The sequence below is a fragment of the Dactylosporangium sp. McL0621 genome (assembly GCF_049995355.1).
Lineage (GTDB): Bacteria > Actinomycetota > Actinomycetes > Mycobacteriales > Micromonosporaceae > Dactylosporangium.
The window spans coordinates 9,593,071-9,611,219 of the sequence record NZ_CP188259.1 but is presented as its reverse complement, the minus strand read 5'-3'; the positions used below and the strand labels follow the sequence as shown (position 1 = coordinate 9,611,219).

The window sequence follows — 18,149 nt, the reverse complement described above, 5'->3', positions numbered from 1 at the left end:
ACATCAGCGCGCCGGAGGCCCGCATGAGCAACGCACCCGGGACGGTGACCGCGCCCGCCGGCCTCGACTTCGCGCTCCAGCAGGACTCGTCGCTGCGGGTCACCTGGCGGGGCCGGGAGCTGTTCCGGTACGTCTACCGCGCCCGCGAGTCCCAGGTGGAGTCGCCGCGGCCGTACCTGCACCCGATCCGTACCCTGGGCGGCCGGCTCGTGAGCGTCTACCGCCCGCACGACCACGTCTGGCACAAGGGCCTGTCGCTGGCGCTGCCGAACGCGGGCCCGGACAACTTCTGGGGCGGCCCGACGTACTGCCGCGACCGGGGCTACGTCCAGCTGCCGAACAACGGCGCCCAGCGGCACGAGCGCTTCGAGGTGCTCAACGCGGGCGATCGCACCCTGCGCGCGGTACAACGGCTGCGGTGGCTCGCCCAGGACGGCCGGGAGGCGTTCACCGAGCGCCGCGGGCTGACGGTGACGGTCATGCCGTACCGCTCGGCCTGGCGCCTGGATCTCGACACCGCCCTGCGCAACGCGGGCGCGACGCCGCTGGACATCGGCAGCCCCCAGACCGAGGGCCGCGCGGGCGCGGGCTACGGCGGCCTGTGCTGGCGGGGCCCGCGAAGCTTCACCGGCGGCCGGGTACGCACGCCGGACACCGCGGGCGGCGACGACCTCAACGGCGTGCGCGCGCCGTGGCTCGCGTTCTCGGGCCGCCACGACGGCGACGGCAGCGCCTCGACGGTCCTGTTCGCCGACGACCCCGCCAACACCGGGCCGCCGACGGCCTGGTTCGTGCGCAGTTCGGCCTATGCCGTGGTGGGGCCGGCCCCGTTCGCGGACAGTCCCGTCCGGCTGGGGGCGGGGGAGGAGCTGCGGCTGCGGTACGGCGTGGTCTTCGCGGACGGCGAGCTGGGTGAGGACGAGTGCGCAACATTGGCCCACGCGTCATGACCGGATACGTGGCGCTGACGTTCGACGACGGCCCGGACCCGGGGAGCACGGCGGCCCTGGTGTCGGTCCTGCGCGGCGCCGGCGCCCGGGCGACGCTGTTCCCGATCGGCCGCAACGCCCGCACGTACCCGCGGCTGCTGCGCTCGGCCCGCAACGCCGGCATGTGGGTGGGCAACCACACCTGGTCCCATCCGAACCTGACCCGCCTGACCCCGCCCCGGGTACGCGCCGAGCTGCGCCGCACCCAGTCCGTCCTGGGCGGCACGCCCCGGCTGTTCCGCCCGCCCTACGGCCGCACCACCCCGGAGATCCACGACATCGCGACGCGTCTGGGCCTGATCGAGGTGCTCTGGGACATCGACTCGCGCGACTGGGCCGGAGCCGGCGCGGACGAGATCGTGGCCGCCGCCGCCCGCCTGACCGACGGCCAGGTCCTGCTGCTGCACGAGCGCTGCCCGGCGACGCTGGCCGCCCTGCCGCGAATCCTGGACGACCTGCGGGCCCGGGGCTTACGGCCCGGCCGGATCTGCCCGGAGACGCGCCGGGCGATCGCCGGGTGACACCAAGGACGCGGCGGGTGTGGTGCTGGGGCTCACCACACCCGCCGTCTTTGGCCGTGCGGGGGACTGGCGCCTGACGAACGCGTTCGTTACGATCGTGTTCATGAGTCCTCGCAGGGTGCCGGTCAGCCGGCGCGACCGCCCCTCCAAGCCGCCGCTCAGCCGGGAGAGCCTGGTGGCGGTGGCGCTGGGCATCCTGCAGGAGGAGGGCCTGGAGCGCGTCACCATGCGGCGGCTGGCGGCGGAGCTGGACACGGGTCCGGCGTCGCTCTACGTGTACATCCAGAACACCGCCGAGCTGCACGGAGCGCTCCTCGACGAGCTGCTGTGCGCGCTGGTGCTGCCGCCGGGCGGCACCGAATGGCGGGATGCGGTCGCGGAGGTGCTGTCCGGGTACACGGCGATTCTGCACCGCGAGCCCAGCCTCGCCCGGTCGGTGCTCACGCTGCGGCCGTCCGGACCCAACTACCTCCGGCTCGTGGACGAGCTGCTCGGGCTGATGACCTCCGGCGGGGTTCCCGTGCAACAGGCCGCGTGGGGCGTCGATCTCCTGCTGCAGCTGGCCACGGCGACGGCGGCCGAGCAGGGAACGCGCGACGAGTCGGCCTCCGCGGACGGGGAGGAGCAGCTGCAGGCGATGGCGGTCCGGGAGGCGTCGGCCGAGAAGTACCCGAACATCGGCCGCGCGCGCGGCGAGTTGTTCTCCGGCACCGGGGAGCAGCGGCAGCGATGGGCCTTCGAGGCGCTGCTGAACGGGATCGCGGCCGTGCCCACCCCGCTCGGCTAGTCGTTTGGCCATCGCGAACGTGTTCGTTACAAACGTGTTCGTCAGAAATCTTGTGAATTCGTCAGGAACCTTGTGAAGAGGAGGAACGTCATGGACCAGGTTCGTATCGGGATCGTCGGCGGCGGGCTCGGGGGGCTCACGCTCGCCCGGGTGTTGCACGTGCACGGGATCGCGGCCACCGTCTATGAGCTCGACGAGACCGCCGAGGCGCGCACGCAAGGCGGGATGCTCGACATCCACGACTACAACGGGCAGGCCGCGCTGCGTGATGCCCGGCTGTTCGAGGAGTTCCGCTCGATCATCCACGCGGGTGGTGAGGCCATGCGCATCCTCGACCGGCACGCCGGCGTGCTGGTCGAGGAGGCCGACGACGGGGGGCGTGGGCGGCCCGAGGTCGACCGCGGGCAGCTGCGCCGGATGCTCGTCGACTCGCTGCCCGAGGGCACCATCCGGTGGGGGAGCAAGGTCACCGGCGTGCGCGGGCTCGGGGACGGGCGGCACGAGCTGGCGTTCGCCGACGGCGGGAGCGCCGTCACCGATCTGCTCGTCGGGGGTGACGGGGCCTGGTCCCGGGTTCGGCCGCTGGTCACCGCGGCGCGGCCGGCGTACGCGGGGGTGACCTTCTTCGAGCTCGACCTCCTCGACGCCGACGTGCGGCATCCCGGCGCGGCCGAGGTGGTCGGGGGCGGGATGCTGTTCGCGCTCGGGCCGGGCAAGGGTTTCCTCGCGCACCGGGAGACCGATGGCAGCCTGCACGTGTACGCCGCGCTGAAGACGGCGGAGGGCTGGGTGCGGGAAGCGGGCTTCGACGGTACCGAAGACGCCAAGGCCCTTCTCGTCGGACAGTTCGACGGATGGTCGCCGCGGCTCACGGGGCTGATCACCGAGGCCGACGGGCCGCTCGTGCCGCGGACGATCAACGTGCTGCCCGTCGGGCTGCGCTGGGACCGGGTGCCGGGCGTGACCCTCCTCGGCGACGCCGCGCACCTCATGTCCCCGTTCGCCGGTGAGGGGGCCAACCTGGCGATGTTCGACGGGGCGGAGCTGGGCAAGGCGATCGCGGCGCACCCGGGCGACGTGGAGGGGGCGCTCGCGGCGTACGAGGCGGAGCTGTTCCCGCGTAGCGAGGAAGCGGCCCGCGAGGCGGCGGCGAACCTGGAGATCTGCTTCCGCGACGATGCGCCGCAGAGCCTGATCGACCAGTTCGCCGCGTACGCCGCCGCCGGGCACTGAGCGTTCCTCTGCTTGCCCCTAGGCCGCGGCCGAGCGCAGCAACGTGCGGGAGATGCCTGAAGCGGCCGCCACCACCGCCGGTACCAACGCGGCCGGCTGCAGGCCGTCGAACGGCACGATCACCGAGAGCGCGGCGACGACCCGGCCCTCCACGTCGCGCACCGGGGCCGCCACCGACACCGCGTCCATCTGCACCTGCCGATCGCTCACCGCGTGCCCGGCGCGGCGCACCTTGGCCAGGGTCGTGCGCAGGCGCTCCGGGTCGGCGATCGTCAGCGGGGTGAACGCGACGAGCGGCCGGGCCAGGTACTGCTCGACGAACGCGCACGGCGCATGCGCGAGCAGTACCAGCCCGACGCCGGTCGTGTGGGCCGGGAGCCGGCCGCCGACCCGGCTGCGCACGCCGAGGGCGCCGCGGCCGGAGATGCGCTCGACGTACATGACGTCGAAACCCTCCAGGACGGCGAGCTGCACGTGCTGGTGGGTGACCTCGTAGAGGTCCTCGAGATAGGGCATCGCGGCCTCGCGCAGGCCCAGGGAGCGGGGCGCGAGCGCGGCAACCTCCCAAAGGCGCAGACCGATCTGGTACCGCCCGTCGGTATCGCGCTCGAGGGCGCCCCACGCGGCGAGCTCGCCCACGAGGCGGTGCGTGGTGGCCAGCGGCATCCCGGCGCGGCGGCTGATCTGCGACAGGCTCAGCCGCCGATGCTCCCCGTTGAAGGCGCCGAGCAGGCTCAACACGCGGCTGGTCACGGTCCGGCCCGCGATGTGTCCGGTGGTCATGGCGGCATCCCCCCGGGGGTGTTTCCGGAAAAGCTTGGCGCCCCCCGAGGCGATGCGTCAAGGATCTACCGCCGGCGTGCGTCGGCTAGCCGGCGACCACGACGGTGACCGGGACCGAGCGGGTCGCGCCCGCGGCGTTGGACAGTTCGGCCACGTACGAGTAGGTGCCCGGGGCGCGGCCGGCGACCACAGTGGACACGTGCTGCGCCGCCGGGGTCGCGGCGGTCAGCGCCACCCGGTCGATGGGGACCCCGTTCTCGTACAACGTGAACAGGCCCCCGTTCGTGCCCCACCAGAGGTTCGTCGACACCGTGTAGGAACCGTCGCCGTCCCAGTTGTCGCTCGACACCACCGCCACGCCCGGCGCGGCGTCGGTGACCGTCACGGTGACCGGTGTCAGCGCGGTGCGGCCGGCCTGGTTCAGCAGTTCGCCGGTGTACACGTACGTGCCGTTGCCCCGCCCCGTGATCGGCACGCTCGCCCGCTGCGCCGCGGGGGTCGCGGACGTCAGCGGCACCGTGTCGATGAGGACACCGTTCTCGTACAACGTGAAGACGCTCCCGTTCGAGCCCCACCAGAGGTTCATGACCACGTCGAAGTTGCCGTCGTGCAGGCCCGTCGCCCAGCCGCTCGTGCTCGACAGCACCCCCGTGGCCGGCGCGACCGCGGCTCCGTCCGGCGGCAGCGGCGGACCCGGGCGGGTGATGGCGATGGTGTACGTCGATGAGGCCGTCCCGTCCGCCGACCCCACGACGACCGGGATGTCCGTCGTGCCGGGCGGCACCGCGACCGTGCGCGGGGCGGAGTCCCCGGCGACGGTGACCGTCGAGCGCGGGTTCGCCGCGGCCGGGGTCACCTGCACGCTCGTGGTGCTCGCCGGGATCGTGAGCTCGTAGCGGTACACGTCGGGGGAGAACGCCGGCTCGAGTTCACCGCCCGTGACCGTCAGCCCGCTCAGCGACGCGTCGGCGTCGAGGGAGGGCTTGCGGATCTGCAGCTGGTACACCTTGCGGGTCCCGTCCTCGGCGGTGACCGTGATCGGCACGTCGGCCCCGGTATCGCCGAGCGTGATCGTCCCGCTACCGGTGGTCCGGGCGAAGCGGCTGCGCGCGGTCGCGGTGACCGTGACGGTGCGTGTCGTCGCGGGAACGTCCAATGCGTACGTTCCGTCGGCGTGCACCGCCGGCGTGCCCTGGTTGGTGGTGACGCTCAGCAGTCCGGTGTCGTTCGGCCGCGAACCGATGCCCTGGGCGACGCGGAAGTCGTCGACGTGGATGCCGCCGTAGTTCGAGCTGTTGGCGAAGAACTCGATCTCCTGCACCCCGGCCATCGGGGCGCGGAAGGCGGCGCCGGTCAGCCTCGCCTCGCCGTCGATGTAGAGGTCGAAGCGCTGGTTGGGAATGTCCACAACGGTCCGCACGGTGTACCACCGGCCGAGCTGGTACGGGCCGAGGGTGACGCTCGTCGTCCCCGAGTACGCGATGATGGTGTTCTTCGTGAACGCCACGCTGACCGCGTCGACGTCGCTCGGCCCGCGCAGGTACGGCGTGCCGAAGTAGTTGTTACCGGACGTGTACGGGTCGTCGCGCATCACCTTCGCCTCGACGGTGACGAGGCCCTGCAGCGCGGGGCTGAACGTGCGCTGCACACTCGTGCGTCCGCTGTTGGCGGTTCGTGTCATGTTCAGCGCGCCACCGGACACTCCGACGCTGCCGCCCTGCGCGCTCACCGCGAGCTCGGGGGGCATGGCGTCGAACGTCTGCACGTCGAGGTACTGCGGCACCGGCGCGGCGAGCAGCAGCATTCCCGCGGCCGTGGCGGTCGCGGGGGTCACCCCGAGGCCCGTCCGGGAGGCCGGGTCGAGCCCGGGCGTGGCGGCGACGAGCGTGTACCCCTCGCCGACCGGGACCGCCGTGACCGTGAACGTACCGTCGCCGCTGCTCGTTCCTGTCGCAATCGCCTGGTCGCCGTCACGAACGGTTAGTGTCACGCCGGCGAGGGGCCGGCCGGCCTGGTCGAGCACCGTGCCGGTGACGCTACCGACGGTGCTGGTCGAGGCGAGCGTGAGCGGGACGGTGCTGCGGTTGCCGGCGCGCACCGTGACCGTTTGCGTCGCGGTCTGGTAGCCGTTGCGGCTCGCGGTCACGGTGACGTCACCGAAGGGCACGCCGCCGATCGCGTACCAGCCGTCGGTGCCCGTGGTGGCGCTGGACGATCCGATGTGGACGGTCGCGCCCGCGATCGGCGCCCCGGCCGGGGTGCGCACGGTGCCCGCGACCGTCTCGGCGGTGGCTCCGGCCGGCGTGGAGTACTCGAAGGCGCCGATGTCGGCCCCGCCGTTGTACAGCGCCGTACCCGCGTAGTCGTGCCCGCCGTTGTCCACGATGGACAGCCCGCCGTCGATCGCGGGCGAGGCGGCGCCGACGCGGAAGGCGTTGCCGGTGGCCAGCTGCGGGCCGGTGGCCGCGGTTCCGAACGGTCCGGCGACCGCCGGGTTGTCGAACCGGGGGTCGCCGAGCACCGCGTGCGTGTCCGTGTCCGGGACGTCGAAGGCGGCGCTGGCGTACAGGTTGGCGTCGTAGCGGATCGTCGGGCTGGTGGTGAGCACGGCCACCGCGCGGGAGGTGGCGAAGACGTTGTCCGTCAGGTCGTAGGTCGCGGCGAGGGAGCTGCCGTAGCCGTACACCACGTAGTCACTGCGGTCGCTGTAGAACGTGTTGTTGTGCACGTTCGCGCGGGCGGCCTTGTCCGAATGCAGGTACAGCTGGTAGCGCCGGTTGTCCACAACGACATTACCGCGCACAGTCGCGTCACCGAACGCGAACTGGCACAGCAGGATGCCGTCGCCGTTGTGGTGCAGGAAGTTGTACTGCACCAGCTGGCGCGTGGTGCCCTTGTCCGGGTCGATGCCGTTGGAGTCGGCGCCGCCCGCCTTCACCGAGGTCTCGTACACCTCGTTGTACTGGGTCGTCACGTCGTCCGCGAAGTACATCTCGATGCCGGACGTGCCCGCCTTGAACACGGTGTTGTGCTCGATGAGCGCGCCGCGCACGTTGGTGACGTACATGCCGTTGCAGCCGTACGCCGTGCCGGCCTGGCTGATGAAGTTGTCGCGGATGACGACGTTCGTGTGCGGGGCGAACTTGGTGTCGGCGGCGCTGTCCCGGCTGCCCCAGCCGGTCGCCCCGGCCCCGGGGGCGTCGCCGGTGTACTGCTTGATGACGATCCCCGCGAATGACGTGTTCGTCACCGTCGAGTGCTCGATCGTGACGCCGTCGAGCAGTGTCGGCGTCGCCGGCGGCGCGGCGATGTCGGCGACTGTCGCGTCGAAGACGATGCCGCCGGTGCGCTTCGAGCGGTCCCAGCCGGTGTCGTGGTGGATGCCGGGCTCGGTGTCGTCGGCGGCACTGCCGCTGATCCAGTTCACTTCGCCTGTCACATCGTGCACATCGACGGCGTCGAGCACAAAACCGTGCAGAGTCGTACCGTTGTCGCCACCCACATGGACACCGCGCAGGTCCTTGAGGTTCGCCCCGGGCGTGTCGCTCGCCGGCGCCGCGTTGCTCACGTCGAGATTGCGGATCGTCCAGTACTGCTGGTTGAACAGCCGCACCGCGTCCCCGGTCGCGCCGGCGCCGGCGATGCCGGGCTTGGCGCCGTCGCCGTACCGGTCGATCGTGATCGGCAGTCCGGCGCCGCCCGATCCCTTCGGCCACAGCTGACCGGTCCAGGCCTGGCCGGCGTGCAGCAGCAGGGTGTCGCCGGGCTGGAACGTGGTCGCCGCGACCTTCGCGAGGCTGCGCCAGGGGTGCTCGGCACTGCGGCCGTCGGCGGCGTCGTCGCCGGCTTGGGCGTCGAGGTAGTAGGTGGCGCCGGTCGCCTCGAGCGCGGGTTGGGCGCCCGTCGCGGGCTGGGCGACGGCGGCGCCCATCGCGGGCTGGAACTGCACGGCGCCGGTCGTCTCGGGCGCGGGCTGGGCGTGGGCGGTACCGGGCAGGATCAGCGCGGCGGCGGCCGCGGCGGCGAGGAACGGGGCTCTGCGCATGCGGGGTCTCCCTCGGCGGAATGTTGGAAAACGTATTCCGCTGTGCGGTGGCCGTCAAGCGTGCGCCAGAATGTGCTGGTGGATGATGTTGCTCGCCGCGGCCCGGTGACCCTGCACGACGTGGCCCGGGAGGCCGGGGTCTCCTACGCGACCGCGTCGCGCGCGCTCAACGGCAGCGCGCGCAACGTGCGGCCGGAGAACGCGGAGCGGGTACAGGCCGCGGCCGACCGGCTCGGATACGCCCCGAACCTGCCGGCCCAGGCGATCGCGCGCGGCTCGACGAGTACCGTGGCGCTGGTCGTGAGCGACGTCGACGACCCCTACTTCTCCGAGATCGCCGGTGGCGTGATCGACGCGGCCGAGGACGCCGGGCTGATCGTGACCATGGCCGTGGCCGACCGCTCGCCGGGCCTGGAACTGCAGATCGTGCGCGCGCTGCGGGGCCACCGCCCGCGCGCGATCCTGGTCGCGGGCAGCCGCATCGACGGCGCGGGCACGCGGGCGTCGCTGGTGGAGGAGCTGGAGGCGTACCGGCTCGCCGGCGGCCGCGTCGCCATCGTCAGCCAGCCCGACCTGCCGTTCCCGACCCTGGCCATCGACAACTTCGGCGGCGCACGCAGTCTCGCGGTCGCCCTGGCCGCTCGGGGGTACCGTCGCTTCGCCATCGTCCACGCCGAGGAGACGATCCGCACCTCGCACGAGCGCCGCGCCGGCTTCCTCGCGGGCCTCGCCGACGCCGGCCTGCCCACCGGCTCCGTCGCCACCGTCCAGGCCGACTTCACCCGCGCCGGCGGCCACGCGGCGGCGGCCCGGCTGGCGGCCCTGGCCCGCGAAGGCGTCGAGGCGGCGTTCGTGGTCAACGACGTGATGGCGATCGGCGCGATGACGGGCCTGCGCGAGTCGGGCCTGGTACCGGGCCTCGACCTGGCCGTGGCGGGCTTCGACGACATCGACGCGGCCGCACACGTACACCCGGCGCTCACATCGGTGCGCGTACCATTGCGCGCCATCGGCCGACACGCCGTAACCATGGCGCTTTCCGGCCGCGACTCCGGCACCGTGGACATTCCGGTCGAGGTGGTGCTGCGCGCGAGCACCCCGGCGCGCTGAAGGGAACGACTTTGCCGCATCCAGCGAGGCCCACGGTCACGCTCCGCGACGTGGCCGCGGCCGCCGGGGTGTCGGTCGCGACCGCGTCGCGGGTGCTGGGCGGCAGCGCGCGGACGGTCGCCCCGCAGTACGCGAGCCGCGTGCTCGAGGCCGCGGCCGCCCTGCGGTACACCGCGGACGTCTCGGCGCGCGCGATGCGCCGCAAGAGCGACGCGATCGCACTGGTCGCCGACGACCTCACCACGCCGTCGATCGCGCAGGTGGTCGCGGCGATGGAGCGGCAGGCGCGCACCGTGGACGCCTTCGTGACCGTGTCGGCCACGCGGGGCCTGGCCGAGCGGCAGCTGGAGACGGTGCGTACCCTGGCCGGCTTCCGCCCCCGCGCGCTGGTGCTGACCTCGAGCCGGCTCCGCCCCGGCGCGCTGGGCGGCCGGCTGGTGGACGAGCTGACGGCGTACGAGTCCGGCGGCGGCCGCGTGGTCATCTACGGCGGCCTCGAGATGCCCTTCGACTCGATCCGCGTGGACGACCGGGCCTCGGCCCGCCTCATGGGCGCCCACCTGGCCGCGACGGGCCATCGCCGCCCGATCATTCTCGCCGGTACCCGCGACCGCTCCTACGCCGCCGAACGAACCTCGGGCTACATGGAGGGCCTGCTGGCGGGTGGCGTGGACGCGCAGGATGTGCGCATCGTGAACTGCGACGTGAGCCGCCGCGGCGGCCACGAGGCCGCGGCGCACCTCCTACCCGACGACCTGGGCGACGCGGACGCACTGCTCGCGGTGAACGACGACATCGCCATCGGCGCCCTGGCCGCCTGCCGTGAGGCGGGCATCGAAGTCCCGTCGCGCCTGACCGTGACGGGCTTCGACGACATCCCCCTGGCCGCGGACGTGACGCCGCGCCTGACCACGATCGCACTGCCCTTCGCCGCCATCGGCGTGCGCTCGATCCGCCTGGCCCTGACCCTGCGCGACCCGCGCCTGGCCCCGACCCGCGAGACGGTCGTGGGCACGCTGGTACCCGGAGCCAGCCTCCAGCCCCGCACCTACTGACCGCGCAGCTTCCCGCTCATTACATCGCCACATCCGGCCGCACGAACGCACACGCACTGCACGTTCGAGCAGAGGTGCGCTGCACGAACGGCGCGCGCGGTGAGCGTTTGTGCAGAAGTGCGCCGGGGGGCGCAGCCCGTGTACGAACGCACACGCACCGCGCGTTCGACCAGAACTGAGCGCTCGTGCCGCACGAATGTGTGCTCGCTGCGCGTTCGTGCAGACCCGCGCGAACGCGCACGCACGGCGCGTTCGTGCAGATCCGCGCGAACGCGCACGCACGGCGCGTTCGAGCGGAGCCGAGCGGTCGTGCCGCACGAATGTGTGGACGCTGCGTGTTCGTGCAGATCCGCGCGAACGCGCACGCACTGCGCGTTCGAGCGGAGCCGAGCGGTCGTGCCGCACGAATGTGTGGACGCTGCGCGTTCGTGCAGATCCGCGCGAACGCGCACGCACTGCGCGTTCGAGCAGAGCCGAGCGGTCGTGCCGCACGAGTGCCCTGAAGCGCGGTGACCGGCGTCGCGGCCCGAGAGAGTGCCGATTGCCGGGCGCCGAGTGTCGAGCCGAGTGCCGAGTGCCGAGTGCCGAGTGCCGAGTGCCGAGTGCCGAGTGCCGAGTGCCGAGTGCCGAGTGCCGAGTGCCCGGCGTCGAGTGCCGAGTGCCCGAGCACTGGGGCGTGCGAGTGCCGCGCACTGAGCGTCCGAGTTCCGCGCGCTAAGTGTCCAACTGCCGGGTGCCTGGTGGCCGAGTGCCGAGCGCTCAGCGCCGAGCCCTCAGCGCCGAGTGCCCAGCGCCGAGTGCCGAGTGCCCGGCGTCGAGCGCTGAGTGCCCGAGCACTGGGGCGTGCGAGTGCCGCGCACTGAGCGTCCGAGTCCCGCGCGCTGAGTGTCCGGCTGCCGGGTGCCTGGTGACCGAGTGCCGAGCGCTCAGCGCCGAGTGCCCAGCGCCCCACGGCCAGTGCGACGCCGCGTCCCGCCGGCCCGGCGCCGGCCCGGCGCCGGCCGGCGCGCCGGGCGCGGCCAGGGCGCTCTAGGCCGCCCCAAGCGCCCAGGAAAGCGCTTGTCTCCAGCATTGAGTTGGGGCGATTGTGCCGTTAGGTGTTGACCTGGGAGCCAAGACCCGGCAGCTTCGTATATAGCACCATGAGCGCGTTCACATCGGGGCAATATCCACATACGCCCGTGGGGCTTGACCGGCCCCGGTGCGGCGTGCAGACTGCGGAATACGTTTTCCCACAAGAGACACCCCCGAAGGGGAAAGCGATTGGAGACTCGACGTTGAGTGCGCTCGGCGAGCTGCAAAGGCTCGGCAAAGCCAAAGGCGCCCCGCCGCGAAAACGCGACAACAAGGCGGCCTTCCTGTTCCTGCTGCCCTGGTTCGCCGGGCTGGCGCTGATCACCGCCGGGCCGGTCCTGGTCTCGTTGTTCCTCGGCTTCACCGACTACAACCTGATCCAGGACCCGAAGTTTACCGGCCTGCACAACTTCCAGCGCATGCTGCACGACGAGCGTCTGCACCAGGCGCTGCGCGTCACGTTCATCTACGTGTTCGCCAGCGTGCCCCTGCAGCTGGCCGCCGCGCTCGGGCTCGCGTTGCTGCTCGACCGGGGCATGCGCGGCCTGGCGTTCTACCGCTCGGTGTTCTACCTGCCCTCCCTGCTCGGCTCCAGCGTCGCGATCGCGGTGCTGTGGCGGCAGATCTTCGGCGCCGAGGGGCTCGTCAACCAGGCCCTGGAGCTGGTCGGGGTGCACGGCCGGGGCTGGATCTCCGACCCGTCGACGGCCCTGGGCACGCTCGTCGTGCTGAACGTCTGGACGTTCGGCGCGCCGATGATCATTTTTCTCGCCGGGCTGCGGCAGATCCCGGTGATGTACTACGAGGCGGCCGACGTCGACGGGGCGAGCACGTGGACGAAGTTCAGGAAGATCACGCTGCCCCTGCTGTCGCCGATCATCTTCTTCAACCTCGTGCTCCAGGTGATCCACGCGTTCCAGAGCTTCACCCAGGCGTTCGTCGTCTCCGGTGGCAGCGGCGGGCCGTCCGACTCGACGCTGTTCTACACGCTCTACCTGTACCAGCGCGGCTTCAGCAATTTTGACATGGGCTACGCCTCCGCCCTGGCGTGGCTGCTCCTGCTCATCATCGCCGCCTTCACCGCGGTCAACTTCTGGGCCGCCAAGCACTGGGTCTTCTACGATGACTGATCTCCTCGCGCGCCCGGTATTGAAGCGTTTCAAAGTCCTCAAGCACGCCGGCCTCGTCCTGCTCGCCGTCGTGATGCTGTACCCGGTGATCTGGATGGTCGTCAGCTCGCTGCGCCCCGGCAACGAGATCTTCCGGTCGCCGGGACTGGTGCTCTCCGACCTCGAGACGCACAACTACGGCGAGGGCTGGAACGCCCTCGCGAGTCCGTTCGGGCACTACCTGTTCAACTCGGCGGTCGTCGTGCTCGGCTGCATCATCGGCAACCTCGTGAGCTGCTCCATGGCCGCGTACGCGTTCGCCCGCCTCGAGTTCACCGGCAAGCGCCTGTGGTTCACCGTCATGCTCGGCTCGATCATGCTGCCGGTGCACGTGCTCATCGTGCCGCAGTACATCATGTTCGCGCAGGTCGGCTGGATCAACACGTTCCTGCCGCTGATCGTGCCGAAGCTGCTGGCCACCGACGCGTTCTTCGTGTTCCTGATGGTCCAGTTCATCCGGGGCCTGCCCCGCGAGCTGGACGAGGCCGCGCGCATCGACGGCGCCGGGCACCCGCGCATCTTCCTGCGCGTGATCCTGCCCCTGATGCTCCCGGCCCTGGCCACGACGACCATCTTCACGTTCATCTGGACCTGGAACGACTTCTTCAGCCAGCTGATCTACCTGACCGACCCGCAGATGTACACGGTGCCGGTCGCACTGCGCTCGTTCGTGGACTCCACGGTCTCCACGTCGTGGGGCGCGATGTTCGCCATGAGCGTCGTGTCCCTCCTGCCGATCTTCCTCGCCTTCCTGATCGGCCAGCGCTACCTCATCAAAGGCATCGCCACCACCGGCATGAAGTAAAGGACACCCCCCAATGAAGTTGAACGGTCCTCAGTCGTCGCCCAAGGCGTCGTCAATGAACGCTGCATTCTCCCGCCGCACCGCGCTCAGACTGGCCCTCGGCGTCGGGGCCGGAGCCGTCCTCACCGCCTGCGGCACCGGCGGCGACAGCGACGCCTCCGGCGACCTGACCAAGGAGAACATCACCCTGCGCTTCACGTGGTGGGGCTCCGACGCCCGGCACAAGCGCACCCAGCAGGTCATCGACCTGTTCCAGAGGGCCCACCCGAACATCACGGTCAAGGGCGAGTTCAAGGACTGGAACGGCTACTGGGACAGCCTCGCCACGACGGTCGCCGCGAACGACGCGCCGGACATCATCCAGATGGACGAGTTGTACATCTCCTCGTACGCCCAGCGCGGCGCCCTGCTCGACCTCGGCACGGCGTCCAAGCACCTGCAGACCGGCGACTTCGACCCGAACGCGCTGGGCACGGGCAAGGTCGACGGCAAGCTGTACGGGCTGCCGGTCGGCCTGACCACGTACTCGATGATCGTCAACACCGACCTGCTCAAGCAGTACAACATCGAGCTGCCCGACGACACCAAGTGGACGTGGGACGACCTGAAGACGATCGGCGCCAAGGTGTCGGCGGCCGGGGGCGGGAAGGTCACCGGCGTGCAGTCGTGGGGCTTCGACATCGGCGGCGTCAACATCTGGGCGCGGCAGGCCGGCGGCTCGCTGTACGACGACAAGGGCAAGGTCGTCATCGAGCCGGCGGTGCTGGCCGCCTACTGGCAGTACCTCGTGGACATCTCCAAGTCCGGGGTCGCGCCGCCCGCGTCAGTGTCCGTGGAGCGGGCCGGCGCGGGGCTCGACCAGTCCGGCACGGCCACGAACACCAGCGCCTTCGGCACCTGGTGGAACACCCAGCTGACCTCGCTGACGGCGGCCAGCGGCAAGAGCCTCAAGCTGCTGAAGCTGCCCGGGGAGGCACAGGCCAAGTCGCCGGGGGCGTACTACAAGCCGTCGATGTACTGGTCGGTCTCCTCGCGCTCCAAGCACGCCGCCGAGGCGGCCGCGTTCGTCGACTACCTCGCCAACAGCCAGGAGTCCGCCGACGTGCTGCAGACCGACCGCGGCGTGCCGGCCAACAGCAAGATCCGCCAGGCGCTCGCGGCCAAGCTCGGCGCGACCGACAAGGCCGCCGCCGAGTACCTCGACGCGGTGAAGGTCGGCGCCCCGCCGCGGGTCACGCCGAAGGGTGCGAGCAGCGTCGAGACGATCCTGAAGCGGTACACGGAGGACGTCCTCTTCGGCCGCAAGTCCCCGCAGGACGCCGCCGCGGCCTTCATCAAGGAGCTCCAGGGAGAGATTGATGCTGCGTAAAGCAGCCGTGGTCGGTACGGGGGCGATCGCCGTGGCGCACGCGCGGGCCATCCGCGCGCACGGCGACCGGCTCGACCTGGCCGCCGTCGTCGACATCGACGGCGGCCGGGCCGCCGACTTCGCCGCCACCTGGGGCGCGCCGCGGGTGTACGCGGACGTGGGCGCCCTGCTGGCGGCCGGCGGGGTCGACCTCGTCCACCTGTGTACCCCGCCGGCCTGGCACGCGCCGCTCGCCGCGCAGTGCCTGGAGGCGGGCGTGGACGTGCTCGTCGAGAAGCCGCCGACGCTGTCGCTGGCCGAGCTCGACGCGCTCATCGAGGTCTCCGGGCGGACCGGCGCGCACCTGGCCACCGTGTTCCAGCACCGCTTCGGGCCCGGGGCGGTGCGGCTGCGGGCCATGGCGGCCGCGGGCGAGCTCGGCGCGCCGATGCTCGCCACCTGCGAGACGCAGTGGTACCGCGACGACGACTACTACAACGTGGCCTGGCGCGGCCGCTGGGACACCGAGGGCGGCGGCCCCACCATGGGCCACGGCATCCACCAGCTCGACCTGCTGCTGTCGGTCCTCGGCCCCTGGGAGCAGGTGACCGCGGTCGCCGCCCGCCGCGCCCGGCGCGTGGAGACCGAGGACGTCTCGATGGCCCTGGTGACCTTCGCCGGCGGGGCCACCGCGGCGGTCGTGAACTCGGTGCTGTCGCCGCGGCAGGAGTCCCGGCTGCGCTTCGACTACGCGCACGCCACGGTCGAGCTGCGGCACCTCTACGGGTACACCGACGACGACTGGACGATCACGCCCGCGCCCGGCCACGACGACGTGGCCGAGCGCTGGCGCCGGGAACGGTCCACCGTGGAGAGCGGGCACGCCGGGCAGCTCGCCGCCGTGCTCGACGCCCTCGACGCCGGGGTCGCGCCGCCGGTCACCGCGGCCGAGACCCGCCGGACCATGGAGCTGATCGCCGCGCTGTACGCCTCCGCCTTCACCGGCGCCCCCGTCCACAGTGGACAGATTTCGCCCGGCGACCCCTTCGCCAAGCGCATGAACGGAACAGGTGCACCTTGGGAATGAACGTCGACCACGCCCTCGACCGCTCGGTCACCGTCTCCTCCGGCGGCGTGGGGCTGTTCACCTACGTCTACCGGCCCGACACGCCCAGGCTGGAGTCGCCGAAGCCGTACCTGCACCCGATCCGCACGCTCGCCGGCGACGTCGTGTCGCTGTTTCGCCCGCACGACCACGTCTGGCACAAGGGCATCGCCTGGTCGCTGCCGCACGTGGGCGAGCACAACTTCTGGGGCGGCCCCACGTACGTGCACGGCCGCTTCTACGTCCAGCTGGACAACAACGGCAGCGCCGAGCACCGCGAGATGACCGACCTGTCGGCCACCGGCGGTGACGCGACGGTCGCGCACCGCCTGGACTGGGCGTCACAGGCGGGCGACCCGGTCATCGCGGAGACCCGCACACTGCACGCCTCGCTCGTGGACGAACAGACCTGGACGCTCACCGTGCACACCAGCATGCGCAATGTGTCGGGCGAAACGCTCAGCTTCGGGTCGCCGACCACGAAGGGGCGGGAGAACGCCGGCTACGGGGGGCTGTTCTGGCGCGGGCCGCGCGACTTCACCGGCGGCACCCTGCAGTCGCCGGACGGCACCGGCGGCGACGACCTGCGCGGCACCCGGGCGGAGTGGTTCGCCTTCCGGGGCCGCCACGACGGCACCGGCCGGGCCTCGACGATCGTGATGGTCGACGCCCGCGACAACCCGCGCCACCCGCCGCAGTGGTTCGCCCGCACCGAGGAGTTCGCCTGCCTCAACCCGGCGCCGTTCTTCAGCGAGGAGCTCGAGCTCGCCGACGGCGGCACGCTCGCCTTCCGCTACGCGGTCGTGATCGCGAGCGGCGACCGCGGCGACGAGGGAACCGCGGGGCTCGCCGAACTGGGGCGGGCGGCGTTGTGACGAAGCGGTACGCCATCGTCGGCACCGGACACCGCGCGGGAATGTACGTCGACGCGCTGAACGGCGCCCACCGCGACCACGGCGACCTCGTGGCGCTCTGCGACCCCAACCCGGTCCGCATGCGCCACCACGGCGAACGCCTCGCGCACTACCACCCGGACGAGCTGGCGAGGCTCCTCGACGAGCAGCGCCCCGACCGCATCATCGTCACCTCGCCCGACGCCACCCACGACCGGTACATCTGCGCCGCCCTCGACCACGGCATCGACGCGGTCACCGAGAAGCCGATGACGACCGACGCGGAGAAGCTGCACCGCATCGCCGAGTCGGCCCGGCGCTCGACGGCGGGCCTCACCGTCACGTTCAACTACCGGTACTCGCCGCGCAACAGCCTCGTGAAGCGCCTGCTGCTCGACGGCGCGGTCGGCCGGGTCACCTCGGTGCACTTCGAGTGGCTGCTGGACACCGCGCACGGCGCCGACTACTTCCGCCGCTGGCACCGCGACAAGGCGATGTCGGGCGGGCTGCTGGTGCACAAGTCCACCCACCACTTCGACCTCGTCAACTGGTGGCTCGCCGACGTGCCGCAGACCGTCTACGCCTCCGGCGGCCTGCGCTTCTACGGCGAGCGGAACGCCGCCGAGCGGGGAATGCCGCCCCGCCCGGCGCTCGGGCGCGACCTGCCCGCGAACGACCCCTTCCGACTCGACCTGTCCGCCGATCCGCGGCTGCGGCAGTTGTATCTCGAGGCAGAGGCCGAGGACGGCTACCACCGCGACGCCGACGTGTTCGCGGCCGGCATCTCCATCGAGGACTCCCTCTCGCTCGCGGTGACCTACGAGGGCGGGGCCACGATGGCGTACTCGCTCACCGCGTTCGCGCCCCGGGAGGGGTACCGTGTCGCCTTCAACGGCACGGAGGGCCGCCTCGAGCTCGACGTCGGCGAACGCTCCTGGGTGCGCCCGGCCGGCGTGGTCGACCCCACCGGCGGGCCGCCCGGCAACGAGTCCTACGAGCGGCTCGTGCTGCAGCGGCACTGGGAGCGGGCCGCCGAGATCCCGATCCCGCACGGCGCCGGCGCGCACGGCGGCGGCGACGCGATCCTGCTGCGCGACGTGTTCGAGGGGGCGTCCGGCGACCCGCTCGGCCGCGCGGCCGGCCTGCGCGACGGCGCCAACAGCGTGCTGGTCGGCATCGCCGGCAACGTGAGCCTGGCGCAGGGCAGAGCGGTGGCGATCAGCGAACTGTGA

The 18,149-nt window shown here is 71.9% G+C and carries 14 protein-coding genes; 12 read left to right on the top strand and 2 right to left on the bottom strand.

Annotation, left to right across the window (positions count from 1 at the left end; translation table 11 throughout):
• Positions 1-23: 23 nt before the first annotated feature.
• The 4 genes from ACPPVO_RS45545 to ACPPVO_RS45530 all read left to right on the top strand — a co-directional run bounded on the left by ACPPVO_RS45545 (position 24) and on the right by ACPPVO_RS45530 (position 3,530).
• Complete coding sequence (locus ACPPVO_RS45545) at positions 24-950, top strand: PmoA family protein (RefSeq protein ID WP_426504898.1); 927 nt, start codon at positions 24-26, stop codon at positions 948-950.
• Positions 947-1,510 (top strand): polysaccharide deacetylase family protein, encoded by a 564-nt coding sequence (locus ACPPVO_RS45540; protein ID WP_426504896.1) that lies wholly within the window; start codon positions 947-949, stop codon positions 1,508-1,510. The genes ACPPVO_RS45545 and ACPPVO_RS45540 overlap by 4 nt, the downstream gene beginning before the upstream one ends.
• Positions 1,511-1,613: 103 nt before the next feature.
• Positions 1,614-2,297, top strand: a complete 684-nt coding sequence (locus ACPPVO_RS45535; RefSeq protein ID WP_426504895.1) for a TetR/AcrR family transcriptional regulator — start codon at positions 1,614-1,616, stop codon at positions 2,295-2,297.
• 90 nt (positions 2,298-2,387) lie between these two features.
• Positions 2,388-3,530, top strand: a complete 1,143-nt coding sequence (locus ACPPVO_RS45530; RefSeq protein ID WP_426504893.1) for an FAD-dependent oxidoreductase — start codon at positions 2,388-2,390, stop codon at positions 3,528-3,530.
• An 18-nt stretch (positions 3,531-3,548) separates the two neighbouring features.
• Here the strand turns inward: ACPPVO_RS45530 and ACPPVO_RS45525 are convergent, their stop codons facing one another.
• Together ACPPVO_RS45525 and ACPPVO_RS45520 are read right to left on the bottom strand one after the other, a co-directional pair.
• Complete coding sequence (locus ACPPVO_RS45525) at positions 3,549-4,313, bottom strand: IclR family transcriptional regulator (RefSeq protein ID WP_426504891.1); 765 nt, start codon at positions 4,311-4,313, stop codon at positions 3,549-3,551.
• An 85-nt stretch (positions 4,314-4,398) separates the two neighbouring features.
• Positions 4,399-8,358, bottom strand: coding sequence for a carboxypeptidase regulatory-like domain-containing protein (locus tag ACPPVO_RS45520; protein WP_426504890.1), 3,960 nt, complete (start codon positions 8,356-8,358; stop codon positions 4,399-4,401).
• A gap of 78 nt (positions 8,359-8,436) precedes the next feature.
• Between ACPPVO_RS45520 and ACPPVO_RS45515 the strand changes: the two genes are divergently transcribed.
• From ACPPVO_RS45515 to ACPPVO_RS45480, 8 genes are all read left to right on the top strand, one after another.
• Entirely contained in the window at positions 8,437-9,468 is a 1,032-nt protein-coding gene (locus ACPPVO_RS45515; protein ID WP_426504889.1) for a LacI family DNA-binding transcriptional regulator, read from the top strand.
• Positions 9,469-9,518: 50 nt separating this feature from the next.
• Positions 9,519-10,523, top strand: a complete 1,005-nt coding sequence (locus ACPPVO_RS45510; protein WP_426504888.1) for a LacI family DNA-binding transcriptional regulator — start codon at positions 9,519-9,521, stop codon at positions 10,521-10,523.
• 1,277 nt (positions 10,524-11,800) lie between these two features.
• Positions 11,801-12,727 (top strand): carbohydrate ABC transporter permease, encoded by a 927-nt coding sequence (locus ACPPVO_RS45505; protein ID WP_426504886.1) that lies wholly within the window; start codon positions 11,801-11,803, stop codon positions 12,725-12,727.
• A complete protein-coding gene (locus tag ACPPVO_RS45500; RefSeq protein WP_426504884.1) occupies positions 12,720-13,571 on the top strand; it encodes a carbohydrate ABC transporter permease in 852 nt (283 codons plus the stop codon). Before ACPPVO_RS45505 ends, ACPPVO_RS45500 begins: the two co-directional genes overlap by 8 nt.
• Before the next feature lie 55 nt (positions 13,572-13,626).
• Positions 13,627-14,940, top strand: a complete 1,314-nt coding sequence (locus ACPPVO_RS45495; RefSeq protein WP_426504883.1) for an ABC transporter substrate-binding protein — start codon at positions 13,627-13,629, stop codon at positions 14,938-14,940.
• A complete protein-coding gene (locus ACPPVO_RS45490; RefSeq protein WP_426504882.1) occupies positions 14,930-16,006 on the top strand; it encodes a Gfo/Idh/MocA family protein in 1,077 nt (358 codons plus the stop codon). Before ACPPVO_RS45495 ends, ACPPVO_RS45490 begins: the two co-directional genes overlap by 11 nt.
• The gene (locus ACPPVO_RS45485; RefSeq protein WP_426504880.1) at positions 16,003-16,899 is read left to right on the top strand and encodes a PmoA family protein; all 897 of its coding nucleotides are present in this window, start codon (positions 16,003-16,005) and stop codon (positions 16,897-16,899) included. The genes ACPPVO_RS45490 and ACPPVO_RS45485 overlap by 4 nt, the downstream gene beginning before the upstream one ends.
• The gene (locus ACPPVO_RS45480) at positions 16,896-18,149 is read left to right on the top strand and encodes a Gfo/Idh/MocA family protein (protein ID WP_426504879.1); all 1,254 of its coding nucleotides are present in this window, start codon (positions 16,896-16,898) and stop codon (positions 18,147-18,149) included. The genes ACPPVO_RS45485 and ACPPVO_RS45480 overlap by 4 nt, the downstream gene beginning before the upstream one ends.